The sequence below is a fragment of the Paludisphaera soli genome, from assembly GCF_011064595.1.
In the GTDB taxonomy this organism is placed as follows: domain Bacteria; phylum Planctomycetota; class Planctomycetia; order Isosphaerales; family Isosphaeraceae; genus Paludisphaera; species Paludisphaera soli.
The window spans coordinates 180,017-196,172 of record NZ_JAALJI010000002.1; the positions used below are offsets into that span (position 1 = coordinate 180,017).

12 protein-coding genes are annotated in these 16,156 nt (G+C 70.8%); 5 read left to right on the forward strand and 7 right to left on the reverse strand.

All coding sequences use genetic code 11. The annotated features are described in order from the left end of the window. Position 1: 1 nt before the first annotated feature. Positions 2 to 673, reverse strand: a complete 672-nt coding sequence (locus G6O68_RS03645) for a response regulator transcription factor (RefSeq protein ID WP_165244923.1) — start codon at positions 671 to 673, stop codon at positions 2 to 4. A 177-nt stretch (positions 674 to 850) separates the two neighbouring features. On the opposite strand from G6O68_RS03645, the gene G6O68_RS03650 reads away from it, so the two are divergent. Further along, positions 851 to 1,381, forward strand: coding sequence for an adenine phosphoribosyltransferase (locus G6O68_RS03650; protein ID WP_165244925.1), 531 nt, complete (start codon positions 851 to 853; stop codon positions 1,379 to 1,381). Positions 1,382 to 1,430: 49 nt separating this feature from the next. Next, positions 1,431 to 2,555, forward strand: coding sequence for a pyridoxal phosphate-dependent aminotransferase (locus tag G6O68_RS03655; RefSeq protein WP_165244927.1), 1,125 nt, complete (start codon positions 1,431 to 1,433; stop codon positions 2,553 to 2,555). Positions 2,556 to 2,582: 27 nt separating this feature from the next. Here G6O68_RS03655 and clpX read toward each other — a convergent pair whose 3' ends face one another. Continuing rightward, a complete protein-coding gene (gene clpX, locus G6O68_RS03660; RefSeq protein WP_165244929.1) occupies positions 2,583 to 3,944 on the reverse strand; it encodes an ATP-dependent Clp protease ATP-binding subunit ClpX in 1,362 nt (453 codons plus the stop codon). Between the two features lie 403 nt (positions 3,945 to 4,347). Beyond that, positions 4,348 to 5,529 (reverse strand): A/G-specific adenine glycosylase, encoded by a 1,182-nt coding sequence (locus G6O68_RS03665; RefSeq protein ID WP_165244931.1) that lies wholly within the window; start codon positions 5,527 to 5,529, stop codon positions 4,348 to 4,350. Positions 5,530 to 5,960: 431 nt separating this feature from the next. Here G6O68_RS03665 and G6O68_RS03670 point away from each other — a divergent pair, with 431 nt between their 5' ends. Then, a complete protein-coding gene (locus G6O68_RS03670) occupies positions 5,961 to 6,497 on the forward strand; it encodes a hypothetical protein (RefSeq protein WP_165244933.1) in 537 nt (178 codons plus the stop codon). Between the two features lie 15 nt (positions 6,498 to 6,512). Further along, entirely contained in the window at positions 6,513 to 7,271 is a 759-nt protein-coding gene (locus G6O68_RS03675) for a sigma-70 family RNA polymerase sigma factor (protein WP_165244935.1), read from the forward strand. A gap of 100 nt (positions 7,272 to 7,371) precedes the next feature. On the opposite strand, the gene G6O68_RS03680 is transcribed toward G6O68_RS03675, so the two are convergent. Beyond that, entirely contained in the window at positions 7,372 to 8,550 is a 1,179-nt protein-coding gene (locus G6O68_RS03680; RefSeq protein ID WP_165244937.1) for a DegT/DnrJ/EryC1/StrS family aminotransferase, read from the reverse strand. A 189-nt stretch (positions 8,551 to 8,739) separates the two neighbouring features. After that, positions 8,740 to 9,189 (reverse strand): sirohydrochlorin chelatase, encoded by a 450-nt coding sequence (locus G6O68_RS03685; protein WP_165244939.1) that lies wholly within the window; start codon positions 9,187 to 9,189, stop codon positions 8,740 to 8,742. A 219-nt stretch (positions 9,190 to 9,408) separates the two neighbouring features. On the opposite strand from G6O68_RS03685, the gene G6O68_RS03690 reads away from it, so the two are divergent. Beyond that, on the forward strand, positions 9,409 to 11,181 hold the full coding sequence (locus tag G6O68_RS03690; protein ID WP_165244941.1) for an esterase/lipase family protein: 1,773 nt from the start codon (positions 9,409 to 9,411) through the stop codon (positions 11,179 to 11,181). A 24-nt stretch (positions 11,182 to 11,205) separates the two neighbouring features. On the opposite strand, the gene G6O68_RS03695 is transcribed toward G6O68_RS03690, so the two are convergent. Continuing rightward, complete coding sequence (locus G6O68_RS03695; RefSeq protein ID WP_165244943.1) at positions 11,206 to 13,947, reverse strand: hybrid sensor histidine kinase/response regulator; 2,742 nt, start codon at positions 13,945 to 13,947, stop codon at positions 11,206 to 11,208. Between the two features lie 51 nt (positions 13,948 to 13,998). After that, entirely contained in the window at positions 13,999 to 15,963 is a 1,965-nt protein-coding gene (locus G6O68_RS03700; protein WP_165244945.1) for a polymorphic toxin-type HINT domain-containing protein, read from the reverse strand. Positions 15,964 to 16,156: the final 193 nt, after the last annotated feature.

Consider the following 16,156-nt stretch of genomic DNA (forward strand, 5'->3'; position numbering starts at 1 on the left):
TTCAGCCTTTCAGCAGGTAGCCGACGCCTCGGACCGTGTGGATCACGCCCGGCGCGCCGACCTTGTCCAGCTTCTTGCGGAGATAGTTGACGAACACGTCGATCACCTTGGTCCGGACTACGATCGGGTCGCCCCAGACCTCGCGCGCGAGTTCTTCGCGGCCGACGACCTGGTCGACGCGGCGGATCAGGTACTCCAGCAGCTCGCACTCGCGGATCGTCAACTCGACCTCGCGTGGGTCGCAGATCAGGCGGCGGCGGACGCGGTCCAGGTCGATCCGGCCGGCTCGCAAGAGCGACGCCTCGCCGGCCGTCCGCCGGCGGAGGCACGAGCGGAGCCTCGCCAGCAGCTCGGACCACGCGAACGGCTTGGCCAGGTAGTCGTCGGCGCCCAAGTCGAGCCCGCGCACCCGATCTTCGACCCCGCCGCGCGCCGAGAGGATGAGGATAGGGCCGGGGAAGCCCCCGGCCCGCAAGGTGGCCAGGATCTCCGCGCCGTCGCGGCCCGGGAGCATCAGGTCCAGGATCAGGCAGTCGAACGGCTCCTCGACCGCGAAGGCCAGGCCGAGTTCCCCGTCCTCGACCGCCGTGACGTCGTAGCCCTCGTCGGTCAGGCCGCGCTGCAGGGCGCGCCGGAGCTTGTCCTCGTCCTCCACGATCAGGATGCGGGGCATGGGGTCCTCGGGGTTGCGGCCTCGGCGGCGTCGCGTCTCCTCCATCATATCGGAACGCCGGCGTCGCGCGAGCCTTCGCGGCCGGACGCGCGTCTGGACAATGCCAGGCCTCATGCCGCATAGTGGTCGGGGCCTCGCCCCCGCCCCGCCGTCCGTCGATCCTGGAGCACGCGAATCATGGCAGCGTCCGCCGACGTGGACATCCGGAACTGGATCCGAGACATCCCCGACTTCCCCAAGCCGGGCGTCCTCTTCAAGGACATCACCCCGCTGCTCGGATCGCCGGAAGCCTTCCGCGCCTCGGTCGACCTGCTCGAGGCCGAGTTCCGCGACAGGGGGATCGACGTGATCGCCGCCGCCGAGGCCCGCGGGTTCATCTTCGGCGCGCCGTTGGCGATCAAGATGAACGCCGGGTTCGTCCCCATCCGCAAGCCCGGGAAACTCCCTTACGCCACGATCGCCCAGGAGTACGCCCTCGAATACGGCCACGATCGGCTCGAGGTCCACTCCGACGCCCTCGGGCCCGGCCGTCGCGTCCTCTTGATCGACGACGTGCTCGCGACCGGCGGCACGATGGGCGCCTGCCGCGACCTGGTGAAGTCCACCGGCGCGGAACTCGTCGCCTGCGCCTTCGTGATCGAGCTGTCGTTCCTCGGCGGCCGCGCCAAGCTGGAGCCCTGCGAGGTCTTCAGCCTCGCCATCTACTGACCGGCCGGGCGAAGCCCTGAACCTGAAACCTCTCCCTCGGGACACGATCGTGAACGAGCGCTGGATCGCCGGTCGGATGGGGCGCATCGAGGCGTCGGGCATCCGCAAGGCCTTCGAGATGGCCAGGGCCATGAAGGACCCGATCAACCTCTCGATCGGGATGCCCAACTTCGACGCCGACGACTCGGTCAAGGAGGCCGCCTACGAGGCGATCGCCTCGGGCCGCAACCAGTACTCCCTCTCCCAGGGAGTCCCCGAGCTGCGCGAGGCGATCCGCCGGTCCTGGGTGGAGCCGTACGGCCACGCCGACCGCGACGTGATGGTGACCTCGGGGACGGCCGGGGCCCTGCTGCTGGCGATGATCGCCGTCGTGAATCCGGGCGACGAGGTGATCGTCTTCGACCCGTACTTCGTCATGTACGGCAACCAGATCGCCATGGCCGGCGGCGAGACGGTGCTGATCGACACCTACCCCGACTTCCGGATCGACGTCGCCAGGGTCGCCGCCGCGATGACGCCGCGGACCAAGGCGGTCATCGTCAACAGCCCCAACAACCCGTCGGGCGTCGTCGCCTCGGCCGAGGAGCTGAAGGCCCTCGCCCTGCTCTGCCGCGAGCGTGGGGTCCTGTTGATCAGCGACGAGGTCTACCGGGCCTTCTGCTTCGATGCGGCGTTCCACTCCCCCGCCGAGTGGAACGAGGACGTGCTGGTGGTCGACGGCTTCAGCAAGTCGTACGGGATGACCGGCTGGCGGCTGGGCTTCGCGCACGGTCCGAGCCGGCTGATCCAGGAGATGATCAAGATCCAGCAGTTCACCTTCGTCTGCGCCCCGACCCCGCTGCAACACGCGGTCGCCCGCGCCATGGCCGATGGGACCGTCGACCTGGGCGACCAGGTCGAGGCCTATCGTCGCAAGCGCGACCTCGTCGTCGCCGCGCTCGGCGGCCTGTACGAGCTGCCCCGCCCCGAGGGCGCCTTCTACGCGTTCCCCGCGGCCCCGTGGGGCACGGCCTCGGAGTTCGCCGCCGAGGCCGTGAGGCGCGAGCTGCTCATCATCCCCGGCAACGTCTTCAGCCGCCGCGACACCCACTTCCGGGTGTCCTACGCGGTGGCCGACGACGTGCTGAAGCGGGGCCTCGACGTCCTCCGCGACCTGGCGGAGCGCCGGGCCTGAGACGTCGGACCCAGGGGGAGGGCGCGCTCAGGCGCTCTCCTTCTTCCGCTCGGCCTTGGTCATGGGGGCCGGGGGAGCCTCGAAGAGGTTCTTCTCCTTGCGGACGACCTCCGGGGTGACGACGTACTTCGCCTTGTCCTTGGCGGCGCGGTCGGGCAGCTCGTACATCACGTCGAGCATGATCTCCTCGACGATCGAGCGGAGGCCGCGGGCGCCGGTGTCCTTGGCCTTGGCCATCTTGGCCACCTCGGTCAGGGCCTCGTGCGTGAACTCGACGTCGGCGCCTTCCATCTCGAAGAACCGCTTGTACTGCTTGACCAGGGCGTTGCGGGGCTCGGTCATGATCTTGACCAGGGTGCCCTCGTCCAGCGGCATGAGCGGGCAGAGGACGGGGAGCCGGCCGATGAATTCGGGGATCATCCCGAATTCGAGCAGGTCGTCCGAGGTCGCCTTCGAGAGCAGGTCGCCCATGTCGGTGTGCTGCTCGGCCTGCGACTGGCTGCCGAAGCCGATGGTCTTGCGGCCGACCCGGCGGGCGATGATGTTCTCCAGGCCGACGAAGGTCCCGCCGCAGATGAACAGGATGTTGCTGGTGTCCATCTGGATGTACTGCTGCTCGGGGTGCTTGCGGCCCCCCTGCGGCGGCACGTTGGCGACCGTCCCTTCGAGCATCTTCAAGAGGGCCTGCTGGACCCCCTCGCCCGAGACGTCGCGGGTGATCGAGACGTTGTGCGTCGTCTTGCCGATCTTGTCGATCTCGTCGATGTAGATGATGCCGCGCTGGGCGGCCTCGAGGTCGAAGTCGGCGGCGTGCAGGAGCTTCAGGAGGATGTTCTCGACGTCCTCGCCGACGTAGCCGGCCTCGGTCAGCGTGGTGGCGTCGCCGATCGCGAACGGCACGTTGAGGATCCGGGCGAGCGTCCGGGCCAGCAGGGTCTTGCCGCATCCGGTCGGGCCGACGAGCAGGATGTTGGACTTGTCGAGTTCGACTTCCTGGTCGGGATCCTCGCCGTGCACCAGCCGCTTGTAATGGTTGTGCAAGGCGACCGAGAGGACCTTCTTGGCCCGCTCCTGGCCGATGACGTAGTCGTCGAGCTGGACCTTGATCTCGCGAGGAGTGGGGATGTCGGTGAACAGGGTCTTGGGGACCCCGCGACGCCGGCGCTCCTGGTCGAGGATCGACTGGCAGAGCTCGATGCACTCGCCGCAGATGTAGACGTCGCCGGGCCCTTCGACGAGCGGGCCGACGTCGCGATAGTTCTTGCGGCAGAAGGAGCAGTAAGCGTTCTTCTTGGTGCTGCCGGCGGTGCCCGAGGTCAGCCCCCCGCCGCCGCCCCGCTTGCCACCGCCTCCCGAGCCCCCACCGGTGACGTCCTTACCTGACGGCATACCAAGCCCTTTCATCCCTATTCAAGGGATCAAGCCGCGTCCACGTCGCGACCGACTCCGACGCGGCGCCGCGAGCCTGGGTCTCACCCGCTCACCGGCGGCCGCGATCGCCGTCGACGTCGTCCGAAGGTTTCGAGTAAAGGACAGCGAGAGGTCGTGATGACGGCCGCGACCGTTTCTTTCGAGGCCGGTCGCGTGGGCCGAGAGGTCGACGAAACGACCCGAGGCCCCTCGGTCGATGTCGGGCGTTCGGGGGATCCGATCGTCGCGGGCGCCAAGAACCTCGCTGTCCGCCCATCCCTACGGCGGACCACCCCCGGTCATCCTCATTCTAGAGCACCCTTATCCCCCAAGCAAGTCCGCTCGCCAACTCCGCCGCCTCGCCGCTCCACGCATGCAGATCCTAGCGATTGGAGGATTCCTCCGCGACGTGCGACGATCCGGAGTCGGCGAGGCCCCAGGCCTCGGGCTCGGCCTGGATCGCGGCGACGAGCCGACGTCCGGCCGAGGACATCGTCAGCCCGGCAAGCTCCTCCAGCCCGACCCACGCCGCATCCGACAGTCCCGGGCCGGGTTGCGGCTTCGCGTCGGCTTCGCCGCCGAGCGGCGTCGCGGCGTACGCTTCCAGTCGCACCCGATATCGGGTGACCCCGAACGTCAGCGTCTTGAGCATGCCGACGACGGCGACGGGGAGCCCGGTCAGCCGCTCCACCCCTTCGGCCAGCCCCACGGGCGGATCGAAAGATCGTCCCGCCGGGTCGGCCCCCTCCCGGTGGATCGTCGGAAATTCCCAGAAGTCGGCCCACAGTCCTGGCCCCGAGCGCCTCACGACGAGGACCCGGCCTTCCCTCGCCACGACGGCGCACGCCTCGGATACGGCGGTCGGCGCGGGCCTGGGCGTAATCCGGGGGATCCGATCCTGGACGCCCGTCTTGAACGCCTTGCAGGCCGACGCGACCGGACAGAAAAGGCAGCGTGGCGACCGCGGCGAGCAGATCAGCGCCCCCAGTTCCATGAGGGCCTGATTGAAGTCCCCCGGCTCCTCGGGCGGGACGAGTCGCGCCGCGGCCTCCCAGAGACGCTTCTTCGACGCCGACGCCGCCAGATCCACGTCCCATCCCAGGAGCCTCGCCAAAACGCGCTGGGAGTTCGCTTCGAGGATCGGCTCGGGCCGGCCGAAGGCCTGCGAGAGGATCGCCCCGGCCAGGTAGGGGCCGACGCCGGGGAGCGCCCGGACGGCGATCGGGTCGTCGCGCATCCGGCCGCCGTGCTCGGCCACCACCGCCTTCGCCGCCGCGTGCAGCTGCCGGGCCCTCCGGTAATAGCCGAGCCCTTCCCACGCCTTGAGGACGTGCTCCTCGTCGGCCGCCGCCAACGCCTGGAAATCCGGGAACCGGCCGAGGAACCGCACGAAGAACGGCACCACGGCGGCGACCGTCGTCTGGACCAGCATCATCTCAGAGACCAGGATCCGATACGGATCCCGGTCCGCCCGCCAGGGCAGGTCCCGTTGCTCCGTCGCAAACCAACCGAGCAAGCCCCGGCGGATCGTCGCGACCCATTCCGCGTCCCGATCGTCGCCCATCCGGATACGCCTCCCGAAGCGAGCAGCATTATAGTAAATGCTTACAATCACCCAACCAAGCCAGCACGCAACATAACTCGCGATGGGCTTCGAATCGATTTCCGCTCCCTTGCCCTCCCCAATCCCGCGACTCGGACCATTGTGGGCTTAGCGAGGCGGGGAAGAACCATAGAACGTCCCGCCTGAGAAAGCATCTCAATTTCATGTTTTTTTTGGCAGGCTGCTTGACTCGCTTAACCCATGCATCACACTTGCGAAGACGGGAATAATTAGGCAACGCAAGCCTGAAATCGCAAGAATCTCCCGTCGCCGCAGGGATCAGGTCTTCGATCCGAAGACCTGGCCCCCCGAAAACGGGACCGCCTCCATGTTCGGAGGCGAGGCCCTCGGCGATGCAGCCAAATCTCAGCCTCCCAATCAGGACGGTCACCATGATGTCGACGACGATGCCGGTGAGTGCTCGGATCTCCAACTTCTCCACCCGCGCGACCCGCCTCGACGCCGCGACGGCGGCGAGGCCTTTCGGCCCGACCGAGGATCTCTCGGGGCTGAGTTCCTTCCATCTAGCGGATCGTCTCGCCCAGGTCTGGACCCGGAACGCCCGTCGGCTTGAAGGCCTGGACGACCTTCGCGATCGGATCGACGCGGCGCGTCGGCACCTCGCGACGTCGACCGCGGGTCGGAAGCTCGGCGAGGTCTACCTGAGGCGCCTCCTGGAGAAGCAGGACGCGTGCCGGGCCGCCTTGCGGGCCGACCGTCGGGCTGCGTTGGCCCTGGTCCGCGAATGCGAAGCCCGCAGTCGCAACGCCGAGTCCCCCTCCCTGCTCCGCCGCGCCGTCGTCGTCTTGACGGCCCTACCTCCCCTCACGTCTCGAATCAAGCCTTCCAGCCCTCGGACTGCTCGATCCTGCCCACCAGGCAAGGTGGATCGGCCCCCCCACGCCCAGCTAGAGCCGGCAACCGGATAGAGCGAGGTGGATGATATGAATCCGATCGAGATGCGACGCCTGCATTGTGATCGACGCGTGCCCCGCACCGATTTCCCGAGCCGGACCAATCCGGCCCGCCCCCCCACGACCCCGTCGGAGCCGGCGCGGCGTCCCGACAAGCCTCGGGCGGACGCCTCCTACCCCGCCCGCTGCAACCCCAACCCCCGTCCCCCGCTCAACGACGTCCAGCGCGAGCTGGCGATGCGTTACCTCCCCCTGGCCCGCGCGCTGGCCCAGGGATTCGCGAAGTCCTGGCCGGCGGGGCGCGACGACTTCCAGGCTTCGGCCTGCCTCGCCCTGGTGGAGGCGGCCCAGGGGTTCGACGAATCCAAGGGGGTGGACTTCGCCACGTTCGCCCGGCTGCGGATCCGCGGCGCCTTGATCGACGCCCAGCGCGGCTTCTTCTCGGACGGCTGGCGCGGGGCGGTCGAGTTCAAGCCCAAGTTCCAGCCGCTGGGCCCCGACGCGGAAGGCCGGGGGACGTTGATCGGCGCCTCCGGCGAGGAGCCGGTGGGGACGAGCCTGGAGCGCCAGGACGACGTGGAGTACTGGCTCCGCCGGCTGCCTTCCCGGCATTCCTCCGCGTTCCGCCTGATCTATCTGGAGGGCAAGACCCAGGAGCAGGCGGCCGAGATCCTGGGCGTCTCCAAGGCGTCCATGTGCCGCATGCACCGCGAGACCCTGATCTGGATCGACCAGGCCCGGCTCGCCCAGGACGCCCGCGGCCGCGACCGGCTCTCGGTGGCGGGGTGAACGCCTTTCGTTCGATGCGCGGGGACGAACCCGGCGGGCGCGACGCGGATCGCCGCCCCCCGGGTCCGTCCCGTGAGCAAAGCTTGACTCGCCCGTCGGCTCAGGCCGCGCGATCCGAGAAGAGCGAGGGGTGGGACCGTTCCTGGAGGAACTGGTGCATGGCGCCGACGACCAGCCGCTGTTCGGCCTCGGTCAGCTCGGGGTAGATCGGCAGGGCGAGGGTCTCCCGCGCGGCGGCCTCGGCACGCGGGAAGTCGCCGTGCTTGTAGCCCAGCGAGGCGAAGCAGGTCTGCAGGTGGAGCGGGATCGGGTAGTAGACCTCGGTGCCGATCTTGCGGTCCGCCAGGTGCTGCCGCATGTCGTCGCGGAGAGTCTGGGGGACGCGGACCACGAACTGGTTGTAGACGTGGAAGTTCCCCGGCCGCTCGACCGGCAGGCCGACCATGTCCTCGAGCCCGTGCGAGGCGAAGAGGCTGCGATAGCGGTCGGCGACCTCGCGGCGGCCGGCCGTCCAGGCGTCGAGGTGGCGGAGCTTGACCCGGAGCACGGCCGCCTGGAGGGCGTCGAGCCGGGAGTTGAGCCCGACCTCGTGGTGGTGGTACTTCGGCTCCATGCCGTGGACCCGCAGCCGCGCCATGCGACGGGCCAGCATCGGGTCGTCGGTGGCGATCATGCCGCCGTCGCCGAACCCGCCGAGGTTCTTGGAGGGATAGAAGCTGAATGCGGCGACGGTCCCCAGCGTCCCGGCGCGTCGGCCGTGGTAGGCCGCGCCGATGGCCTGCGCGGCGTCTTCCAGGACCATCAGGTCGTGGCGTTCGCCGATCTCGCGGATCGGTCCCATGTCGGCCACCTGCCCGTACAGATGGACCGGGATGATCGCCCGGGTGCGGGGCGTGATGGCGGCCTCGATCGCGGCCGGGTCGATGTTGTAGGTGTCGGGCTCGACGTCGACGAACACCGGTCGGGCGCCCGTCCGCCAGATGGAGCCGCCGGTGGCGAAGAACGTGTAGGGGCTGGTGATCACCTCGTCGCCGGGGCCGAGGTCGATCGCCATCAGCGGCAGCAGCAAGGCGTCGGTCCCGGAGGCGCAGCCGACGGCGTGGGCGGCCCCGCAGTATTCGGCGATCTCGGATTCGAGGTTGCTCACCTCGGGGCCCATGACGAAGCCCTGGCTCTCCAGGACCTGCCGGACGACCGGCTCGATCTCGTCGCGGATCGTGTCGTACTGGGCGCGCAAGTTCAGCGCGGGAACCCCGGTCGGTTCGTAGGCTACGGACATCGGCAGTCACTCCTTCGACGCCTTGAGCGATCGCGCCCCTGGGGCACGCGCGTGCGAAATGCACTCGAGGTGGCGTCTCCCTCCTTGGAGTAGATCGGCCCGAGTCTTCTAGTCCTTCCGTGAATTTCCGTCAAGACGACCCGCGACGCCGCGCGGACCGCCAGGATCGGCCGCCCCCGCCCGATTCGTTCAGCCCCCCATCGGCCGGAAAAGGGTCGCGGCGTCCTCGGGCGAATCGCGGACCGCGCCGACGCCGCGGCCCAGCTCCTCCACGCGGGCCGCGACCAGCTCGTCCAGGAGACGATGCGGACCCAGCGGCGAGCCCAGGACGAACTCCACGCCCGGGTGAGTCGCGGAAAGCTCGTCGCGAGCCGCGGTCAGGTCGCGAAGCAGGTGGACGCCCGCCGAGAGGAAGTAGGGGATCATGAGGACCTTCGCCGCCCCCCTCGCCACGCAGGCCGCCCCGCCGGCCGGGATGTCGGGCTCGGCCAGCTCCAGGAAGCAGGCCTCGACGATTGGCCGCAGACCCTCGGCCGCGAGCCTCGCGGCCAGCTCGTGCAGGTCGGCGTTCGCCTCCGGCCTGCGGCTGCCGTGGGCGATCAACAGGACGGCCGTGGTCTCGGTGTCGCGGTCTGACAAGGCGGGATCTCCTCAGCATCGGATGTTCGACGGGGCGTCGTCCCGATTCTACCAGTCGGAGCAATCGGGCCGGGCCGACGGACTGGGGCGATCACGCCGGGCGTCCGCCGTTCGATCTCCCGAAAGCCTCAAACCGGGCGACGGCTCGGGCCGATGAACGAGGTGAGGTTCCGCCTCGACCCACTGGAATCGCACCCGAGATCGACGACGAGGTCGCCCTTGAACGGCAAGGCCGGGACCGCAAGACTCCGCGCGTCCACTCCTGGTCCCCCGGCAGGCCGAAGGCTCCTGCTCGCCGCCGCCGCCGCCGCGCTGCTCGCCTGCGGCTGCCGGGCGGTCGCCCCGGTTGCGGCGATCGCGACGGTCTCCCCGTCCTCCTCGGCGCCCGCGCGGGCCTCGCTGATCCCCGGCGCCCGCGAGGCCCGCCGCGAAGGAGCGCGGTTGGAGCGGCGAGGCGTCGATGCGAGCGTCGACCGCTACTATGAGGCGACGGTCCGCGCGGCGGCCGCCCTGAACACGGCCACGGCGACCAACCCCCACGGCGGCGACCTCGACGCGATCCGCGAGCTTTACAACGAATCCCTCGGCGATTGCTTGCGGGCGGCCCAGCGATTCGGCCGGATCGACGCGAAGTCGGCGCTCGTGGTCAACGGGCCCGCGGGCTCGGCGACGGTGCCGATCCGCCACGTCGGCTTCATCTGGAAGGCGGACGATTTCGGCCGCCTGGTCCACCCGTGCGAGGTCCCGCGCAATCCTTCCGCACACGCCCCGACCGACTTTCCCGGGCTGGGCGCCGGGGTCGCGGTGGAGCGTCCCAACCCGCGCATGGAGCGGCAGGACGAGTTCCTGCCGCGGACGGCGGTCTTCAACGCGACGGCCGTCCTCCGGCCCGACCTCGACGCCTGGCTCGGCGACGGCCCGGCGCGGCCGCCCTCGGACGTCCTGGAGTTGTACGACCCGCTCCGCACGCCGACCGTCTCCTTCGGCCCTTCGCCCGCCCTCCCCCTGCACGCGGATCTGGGCCTGGCGATCGCACGAGCCCGGCAGATCCAGGAGGCGCGCGGGCCTTACGCGCTGGCGGGCTTCGCGATGCCGGAACGGATGCTCGCCCAGGCCGACATCCGGATGCTCGAGCCTTACCAGCCGGGCAAGGCCCCGATCCTCTTGGTCCACGGACTGCTGGACGACCCGTTCCTGTTCAACGACATGCTGATCGCCCTGCAACGGACGCCGGGCTTCCTGGACCGCCATCAGCTCTGGGTCTTCCGCTACCCGACCGGCGTCACCTTCATCCGGAGCGCCTCGATCCTCCGCAAGCAGGTCGAGAAGATCTCCGCGACGCTCGACCCGGCGGCCGTCGACCCGGCGATGTCCGGCTGGACGCTCGTCGGCTACAGCATGGGGGGCCTGCTCTGCCGGCTCCAGGTCTCCTGGAGCGGCGACGCGGTCTGGGACGAGGTGGCGACCCGTCCGCTGGAGCAGCTGAAGATGTCCGACGCGTCGCGACGGACCGTCCGCGACCTCTTCTTCTTCGAGCCGTCGCCCCGGATCCGGCGGGTGATCTTCATCGCCACGCCCCACGACGGCGCCTCGCCGACGATCGCCGCGGCGAGCTGGCTCGCCACGCGGATCGTCCAGCGCCCGGCCGACACCCGCCAGCTCGTCGAAGAGGTCGACCGCGCCAACCCCGGCGTCTTGCGGCCGTCGGTGCGCAACCTCCCCAGCAGCGTCGACGCGCTGGCCGCCTACAGCCCCTTGCTGCCGGCGATCCGCAAGCTTCCCTACAATCCGGCCGTTCGCCTGCACACGATCGCCGGGACCGGCGTCCATGCGGCGGATCGCGGCCGGGGCGACCTGGTCGTGCCGCTGTCGAGCGCCCACGTCGACGAGGCGGAGTCCGAGCACCACGTCCGGGCGACCCACTCGAACATCTACTACCAACGCGACACGATCGACGAGGTCCGCCGCATCCTCGGCTTCGCCGCCCCCTGACCTCCTCCCTGCCGCCCGCGGCGGTCAGCCGGGCCGGGGGGCGGAGGCGACGACCTCCAGGATCGTGTCGACGTCGGCGGGCTTGACCATGTGGCGGTCGAAGCCGGCATCGAGCGCGCGGCGGCGGTCGCTCTCCTGGCCGTAGCCCGTCAGCGCGATCAGGAACAGGTCGCGCCCCCCGGGGCGGGCGCGGAGCCGTCCGGCGACCTCGTAGCCGTCCATGCCGGGCAGGCCGATGTCGAGGATGACGACCTCGGGGGCGAAGCGGGCGACGGCCTCGAGGCCGGATGGACCGTCGAAGGACGTCTCGACCCGATGCCCCGCGCGGATGAGGAGCTGAGCCAACGCCACGGCGGCGTCGGTGTTGTCGTCGACCAGTACGATCCGGCGGGGCGTCGCGCGGGCGTCGGCCGCTGGCGGGGGCGGGTCCGCGGCGGGTCCGGCGCGATCGACGACCGGCAGCCGGAGCGTGAACGCGCTGCCGCGCCCGACGCCGTCGCTGCGGGCCGCGAGGCTCCCCCCCAGCAGCTCGGCCAGCGACCGCGCGATCGTGAGGCCGATCCCCAGTCCCCCCTGCGAGCGGTCGATCGAGGTCTCGGCCTGAGAGAACAGGTCGAAGACCTTGGCCAGGACTTCGGGCGTCATCCCCACCCCCTGGTCCTCGACCCGGGCGACGGCGTCCGCCCCCTCGCGGGCGACCCGGATCGTGATCGTCCGACCTGCTTCGCTGTACTTGGCCGCGTTCGCCAGCAGGTTGACCACGATCTGCTCGACCCGGGCGGGATCGACCTCCACCCAAACCGGCGCGGCGGGGAGCCTCACGTCCGGGACGTGCCGCTTCTCCTCGATCAACGGCCGGATCGTCTCCACGGCCCGCTCCACCAGCACGCGCAGGTCCGCGACCTCGCGGCGGAGCACGATCTTGCCCCGGGTGATCCGCGAGACGTCCAGCAGGTCCTCCAGGAGCCGGGACAGCCGGCGGGTCTGCCGATCGATCACCTCGCAGCACCACCGCACGTCGGGGTCGTCCGGTTCCTTCAGCTGGAGGATCTGCGCGGCGTTGCCGGCCGCCGCGAGCGGATTTCGAAGCTCGTGGGCCAGCATCGCCAGGAACTCGTCCTTGCGGCGGTCGGCCTCGCGAAGCTCCTGGAGCAGCCGTTCGCGCTCGCTCTCGGCGCGCCGCCGCTCGGTCACGTCGATCATGGCCGCCACGCAGCCCCGGGGCGCCCCCTGCTCGTCGAACAGCGGCTCGACGTGCTCCAGCAGGTGGGTCACCCGGCCGTCCTCAAAGACGACGTCCACTTCCACGTCCCGCAGCGAGACCCCTCCCTTCGCCGAGACCTGCATCGGCAGCTCGTCGGTCGTCAGCTCCCGACCGTCCCGGAACGGCCGGAACGACTTCGGACGCTCCGGCTCCGGGGCCGTCAGCGAGACGTTCGCGTCGGCCGGGCTCCTCAGGATCCGCGCGAGCGCGGGATTCGCCCGGATCGAGAGGCAGCCCGGATCGTCGGCGATCCCCACGCCGATCGGCAGCACCTCGAAGATCGTCTGCAGCTCGACGGCCCGGCGTTCCAGCGAGCGGTTCAGCCGGAGGATCTCCTCCTCCGCCCGCTTCCGATCGGTCACGTCCTCGGCGATGTAGCAGAATCGGTCGCGCCCGCTCGCCCCCGTGCCGACGTGGGAGACGACCACCCGCAGCCAACGCCGATCTCCCTCGCGGTCGCGGCCGTCCTCGAAGCGGACCGCGCGGCCGAGCCTCTGGCAGCCCCGATATGCCGCGATCCAGCTCGCCAGGACCCTCGGGTCCACCCCCAGCTCGGCCCGGGCCCAGCGGCCGGTCGTGGACCCCTCCTCGAACCCGAACGACCGGCACGAGGCCGGATTGTCGAAGAGGTGGAGCACGTCGCCGTCGTCCTCGCGAAGCTCGGCGATCCCCATCGGCAGCGGGGCGGTGTCGATCACGCGGCGGGCCAGGGCGTCGTGCCTCGCCACCTCCGGCGAGGCCTCCCGGAGCCGGGCGACCTCCCGCCAGACCGACTGCACGCAGGGGCGGCCGTCGATCGTGATCCGACGCGACGTGACGCTCACCCGCCGAAGCCCGCCCCCCCGGGTCCGATGGCTCGACTCGAACCGGCCCCCGCCCGTCTCCAGCACCACCGCGATCCGGTCGGCCAGCGCCTCGCGCACGGCGTCCGCATACACGTCGTACGCGGTCAATTCGGCGAACTCCCGTCGGGTGTAGCCCAGCTCTTCATGGGCGGGCTCGTTGAACTCCAGGAACCGGCCCGTCTCCGGGTCGATCACCACCACCGCCAGCGGCGACTGGTCCATCAACGCCCGGGCGCGGGACTCGTCCTCGTCGGCCCGCGACGGGCCGCCCGCCTCGCGGAAGATCGAGGCCCGCAGCGCCGCGCCCGCGTCGACCACGAGGGTCGCCTCCAGCTCCACGCGGGCCCAGCCGCCGTCGACCCGGCGGAGCCGCTTCTCCATCCGGTACGACCGGCCTTCGCCCGCGAACAGCCTGCGGGACAGCGATCGCTCCCGCTCCACGTCCTCGGGATGCGTGAACTCCTCGACGCGACGCCCCGCCAGCTCCGCGCGAGTCCCGCCGAGCATCGCGCAGAGGCGGCCGTTCAGGTCCACCCAGCGGCCCTCGCCGTCGACGAGGTCCATCGCCACCAGGCCGTTGTCGAACAGCGCTCGAAAACGGGCCGCGTCGCCGCCGGACGACGCGGCCTCGGGATCTGTCGGCTCGGGACCCTGCATCGAACCCTCGGCATTCATCCCGACACGCCCCCGACCCGGCCCCGACGGACCTCAACGCCCGTCGGCGACCCGCAGCGTCGCCCCGGGGGCGGCGTCGAAGGGCCGAGCGGGCTCCAGCACGATGCTGAAATCATGCACGAGGAACCCCGCGCCGCCCACGAAGAAGTCCAGATTCTCGGCGACGTCCAGGTTGTAGACCGGCTCCGTCGGGCCGGGCTCGACCGCCGCGACGACGCGCGTCCCGCCCAGGGCCCGCACCGCGTCGCCGGGCTTCAGGTCGCGAGCCATCGTCCAGCCCTTCCCCGGCGACCAGAAACGGTGGATCCCGGTCGCGGTGACCGTCTCGGACCCCAGGGTCAGCCTCAGGGTCTTCACCGGCGGATTGCGATGGGTCGCCAGCACGGGCTTGTACGACGCCGCGCCCGTCTCCACGTCCTGCGAGAGCACGAGGTCGCCGACCTTCAGGGTCTCGATCGCCGCCGGGCCGGAGAGCGTGTGGACGGGCGTCCCGGCCGTGAAGCAGGCCCCGTGGCTCTCGGCCGAGAAGTCCGAAGGGATCCGGACGACGTCCGTGTAGGTCGGCTTCTCCGCGGGCGTCGACGACTGATAGGCGTAGCCGAGCTGGTCCTTCCACCACCCCTTCCAGGCGTCCTGATCGTCGCCGAAGTCGCGACCGGTCGCGGACTTCACCACCGGCAGGACGCGATCGTTCACGTCGCGAATGCCGGCGTTGGTCCGCTCGATCATCGTGACGTCGGCCTTCAGGCTCTCCTGGGCCCGCCGCAGGCGAACGTCCTCCGCCTCGATCATCGAGGCGATCACCCGATCCCGCCGGATCCCTTCGGCCAGGAAGCGGTCGGGTCCGGAGAGGCGCGGAGCCGGGGCCGCGGCCCCATTCGCCCCGGCGCGCGGATCCGGCGGAAGGTTGATCGGCGCCTGGGCGAGGAGCATGGGGCCGAGGCCGACCTGGAGGGGCACGTCGGCGGTGAAGAGTCGGACCGGTATCGGGTCGTCCATCGGCGGCAGCTGATAGAGCCGCTCGAGGTTGAACCGCTCCCCCTCGGCGAAGACGCCCCCCTCGGTGCTCCCGCGGACGATGGGCCTCACCTGGTAGCGGAAGGGCTTGTGGATCAGGTCGAGCAGCGGGTCCAGGTAGTCGCGCGTGTCGCGGCGGGCGAGCAGGTCGATGGCCAGGCCGCGGACGTCGGCGATCGGGCTCATGACCGCCAGCTCGGCCAGGGCGAGCGACGCCGCGCGGCCGTCGATCCGCGCGAAGGTCTCCGCGGCGCGACGCTGGAGCCGGGCGTCGTTGCGGACGAACACGTCCCAGATCGTCGGCACGGCGCCGGCGTCGGCGATCGCGTCGAGAGCCTCGGCCGACTTCGCACGACGCTCGGGGTCCTTGTCGAGATACCGGTCGCGGAGCTTCTCCAGGACGGGCTTCCACCGCCGCGCGGCCAGGCGGCGGGCCTCGGCCCGGGCCTTCTCGGCGGCCAGGTCCTCGGGGAGGGACCAGCGGCCGTCGACTTTCTTGTAGCCGAGCTTCCTCCAGGCGGCGTCGCGGCCCGGGTCCAGCCGCACGACCGCCCGATAGTGCGCCGAGGACTGGGCGTCGAGCCCGTTCTCGTCGCACCAACGGGCCAGCTTGTGCTGCGCGTCGGCCGTGTCGGCGGCGGCCGCGCGTCGGGCCAGATAGTCCTGCATCACAGCCCTGGCGCGCGGGTCGTCCTCCAGGGCGGCGCGGACGTCCTCGGGCCGGGCCCACCCGCCCTCGTGGGCGACCATCCCCAGCAGCCCCCGGGCGGCCGCGTTCTCGGGGTCGATCATCACGGCGCGCGTCAGGTGCTTGAGCCGTTCGGGCGCCATCCCCCGGCCCTCGCACCAGAGCGCCATCGCCACGTGGGCGCCGGCGTCGCGTCCCAGGGCGGCGGCCGCTTCGCGGTACGCCTGGAGGTCGTCGGCCGAAGGCCGGGGCTGGCTCGCCAACGCCGCGGCCAGGAGGATCGTGGTGACCATTGAAGATCGTCCTCTCTGTTGCGAGATGAGGCGCGGACGGCGCCGCAAGGTCCGGGGCCCCCCAATCATAGGCGACATCCTAGGGGATTCGAACACAATAAATCCCCGATTTCCCCCGACCTCCGACGCGCCCGGCCCCGCCGCGACGCCGCCCGGGCCGAGGCCGACGGGAGTTGCGCGCCAGGCGGCTGTC

Coding starts and splice junctions, on each gene's coding strand:
- G6O68_RS03645 (WP_165244923.1), bottom strand. CDS start 673: ATGCCCCGCATCCTGATCGTGGAGGACGAGGACAAGCTCCGGCGCGCC.
- G6O68_RS03650 (WP_165244925.1), top strand. CDS start 851: ATGGCAGCGTCCGCCGACGTGGACATCCGGAACTGGATCCGAGACATC.
- clpX (WP_165244929.1), bottom strand. CDS start 3,944: ATGCCGTCAGGTAAGGACGTCACCGGTGGGGGCTCGGGAGGCGGTGGC.
- G6O68_RS03665 (WP_165244931.1), bottom strand. CDS start 5,529: ATGGGCGACGATCGGGACGCGGAATGGGTCGCGACGATCCGCCGGGGC.
- G6O68_RS03670 (WP_165244933.1), top strand. CDS start 5,961: ATGATGTCGACGACGATGCCGGTGAGTGCTCGGATCTCCAACTTCTCC.
- G6O68_RS03675 (WP_165244935.1), top strand. CDS start 6,513: ATGAATCCGATCGAGATGCGACGCCTGCATTGTGATCGACGCGTGCCC.
- G6O68_RS03680 (WP_165244937.1), bottom strand. CDS start 8,550: ATGTCCGTAGCCTACGAACCGACCGGGGTTCCCGCGCTGAACTTGCGC.
- G6O68_RS03695 (WP_165244943.1), bottom strand. CDS start 13,947: ATGCAGGGTCCCGAGCCGACAGATCCCGAGGCCGCGTCGTCCGGCGGC.
- G6O68_RS03700 (WP_165244945.1), bottom strand. CDS start 15,963: ATGGTCACCACGATCCTCCTGGCCGCGGCGTTGGCGAGCCAGCCCCGG.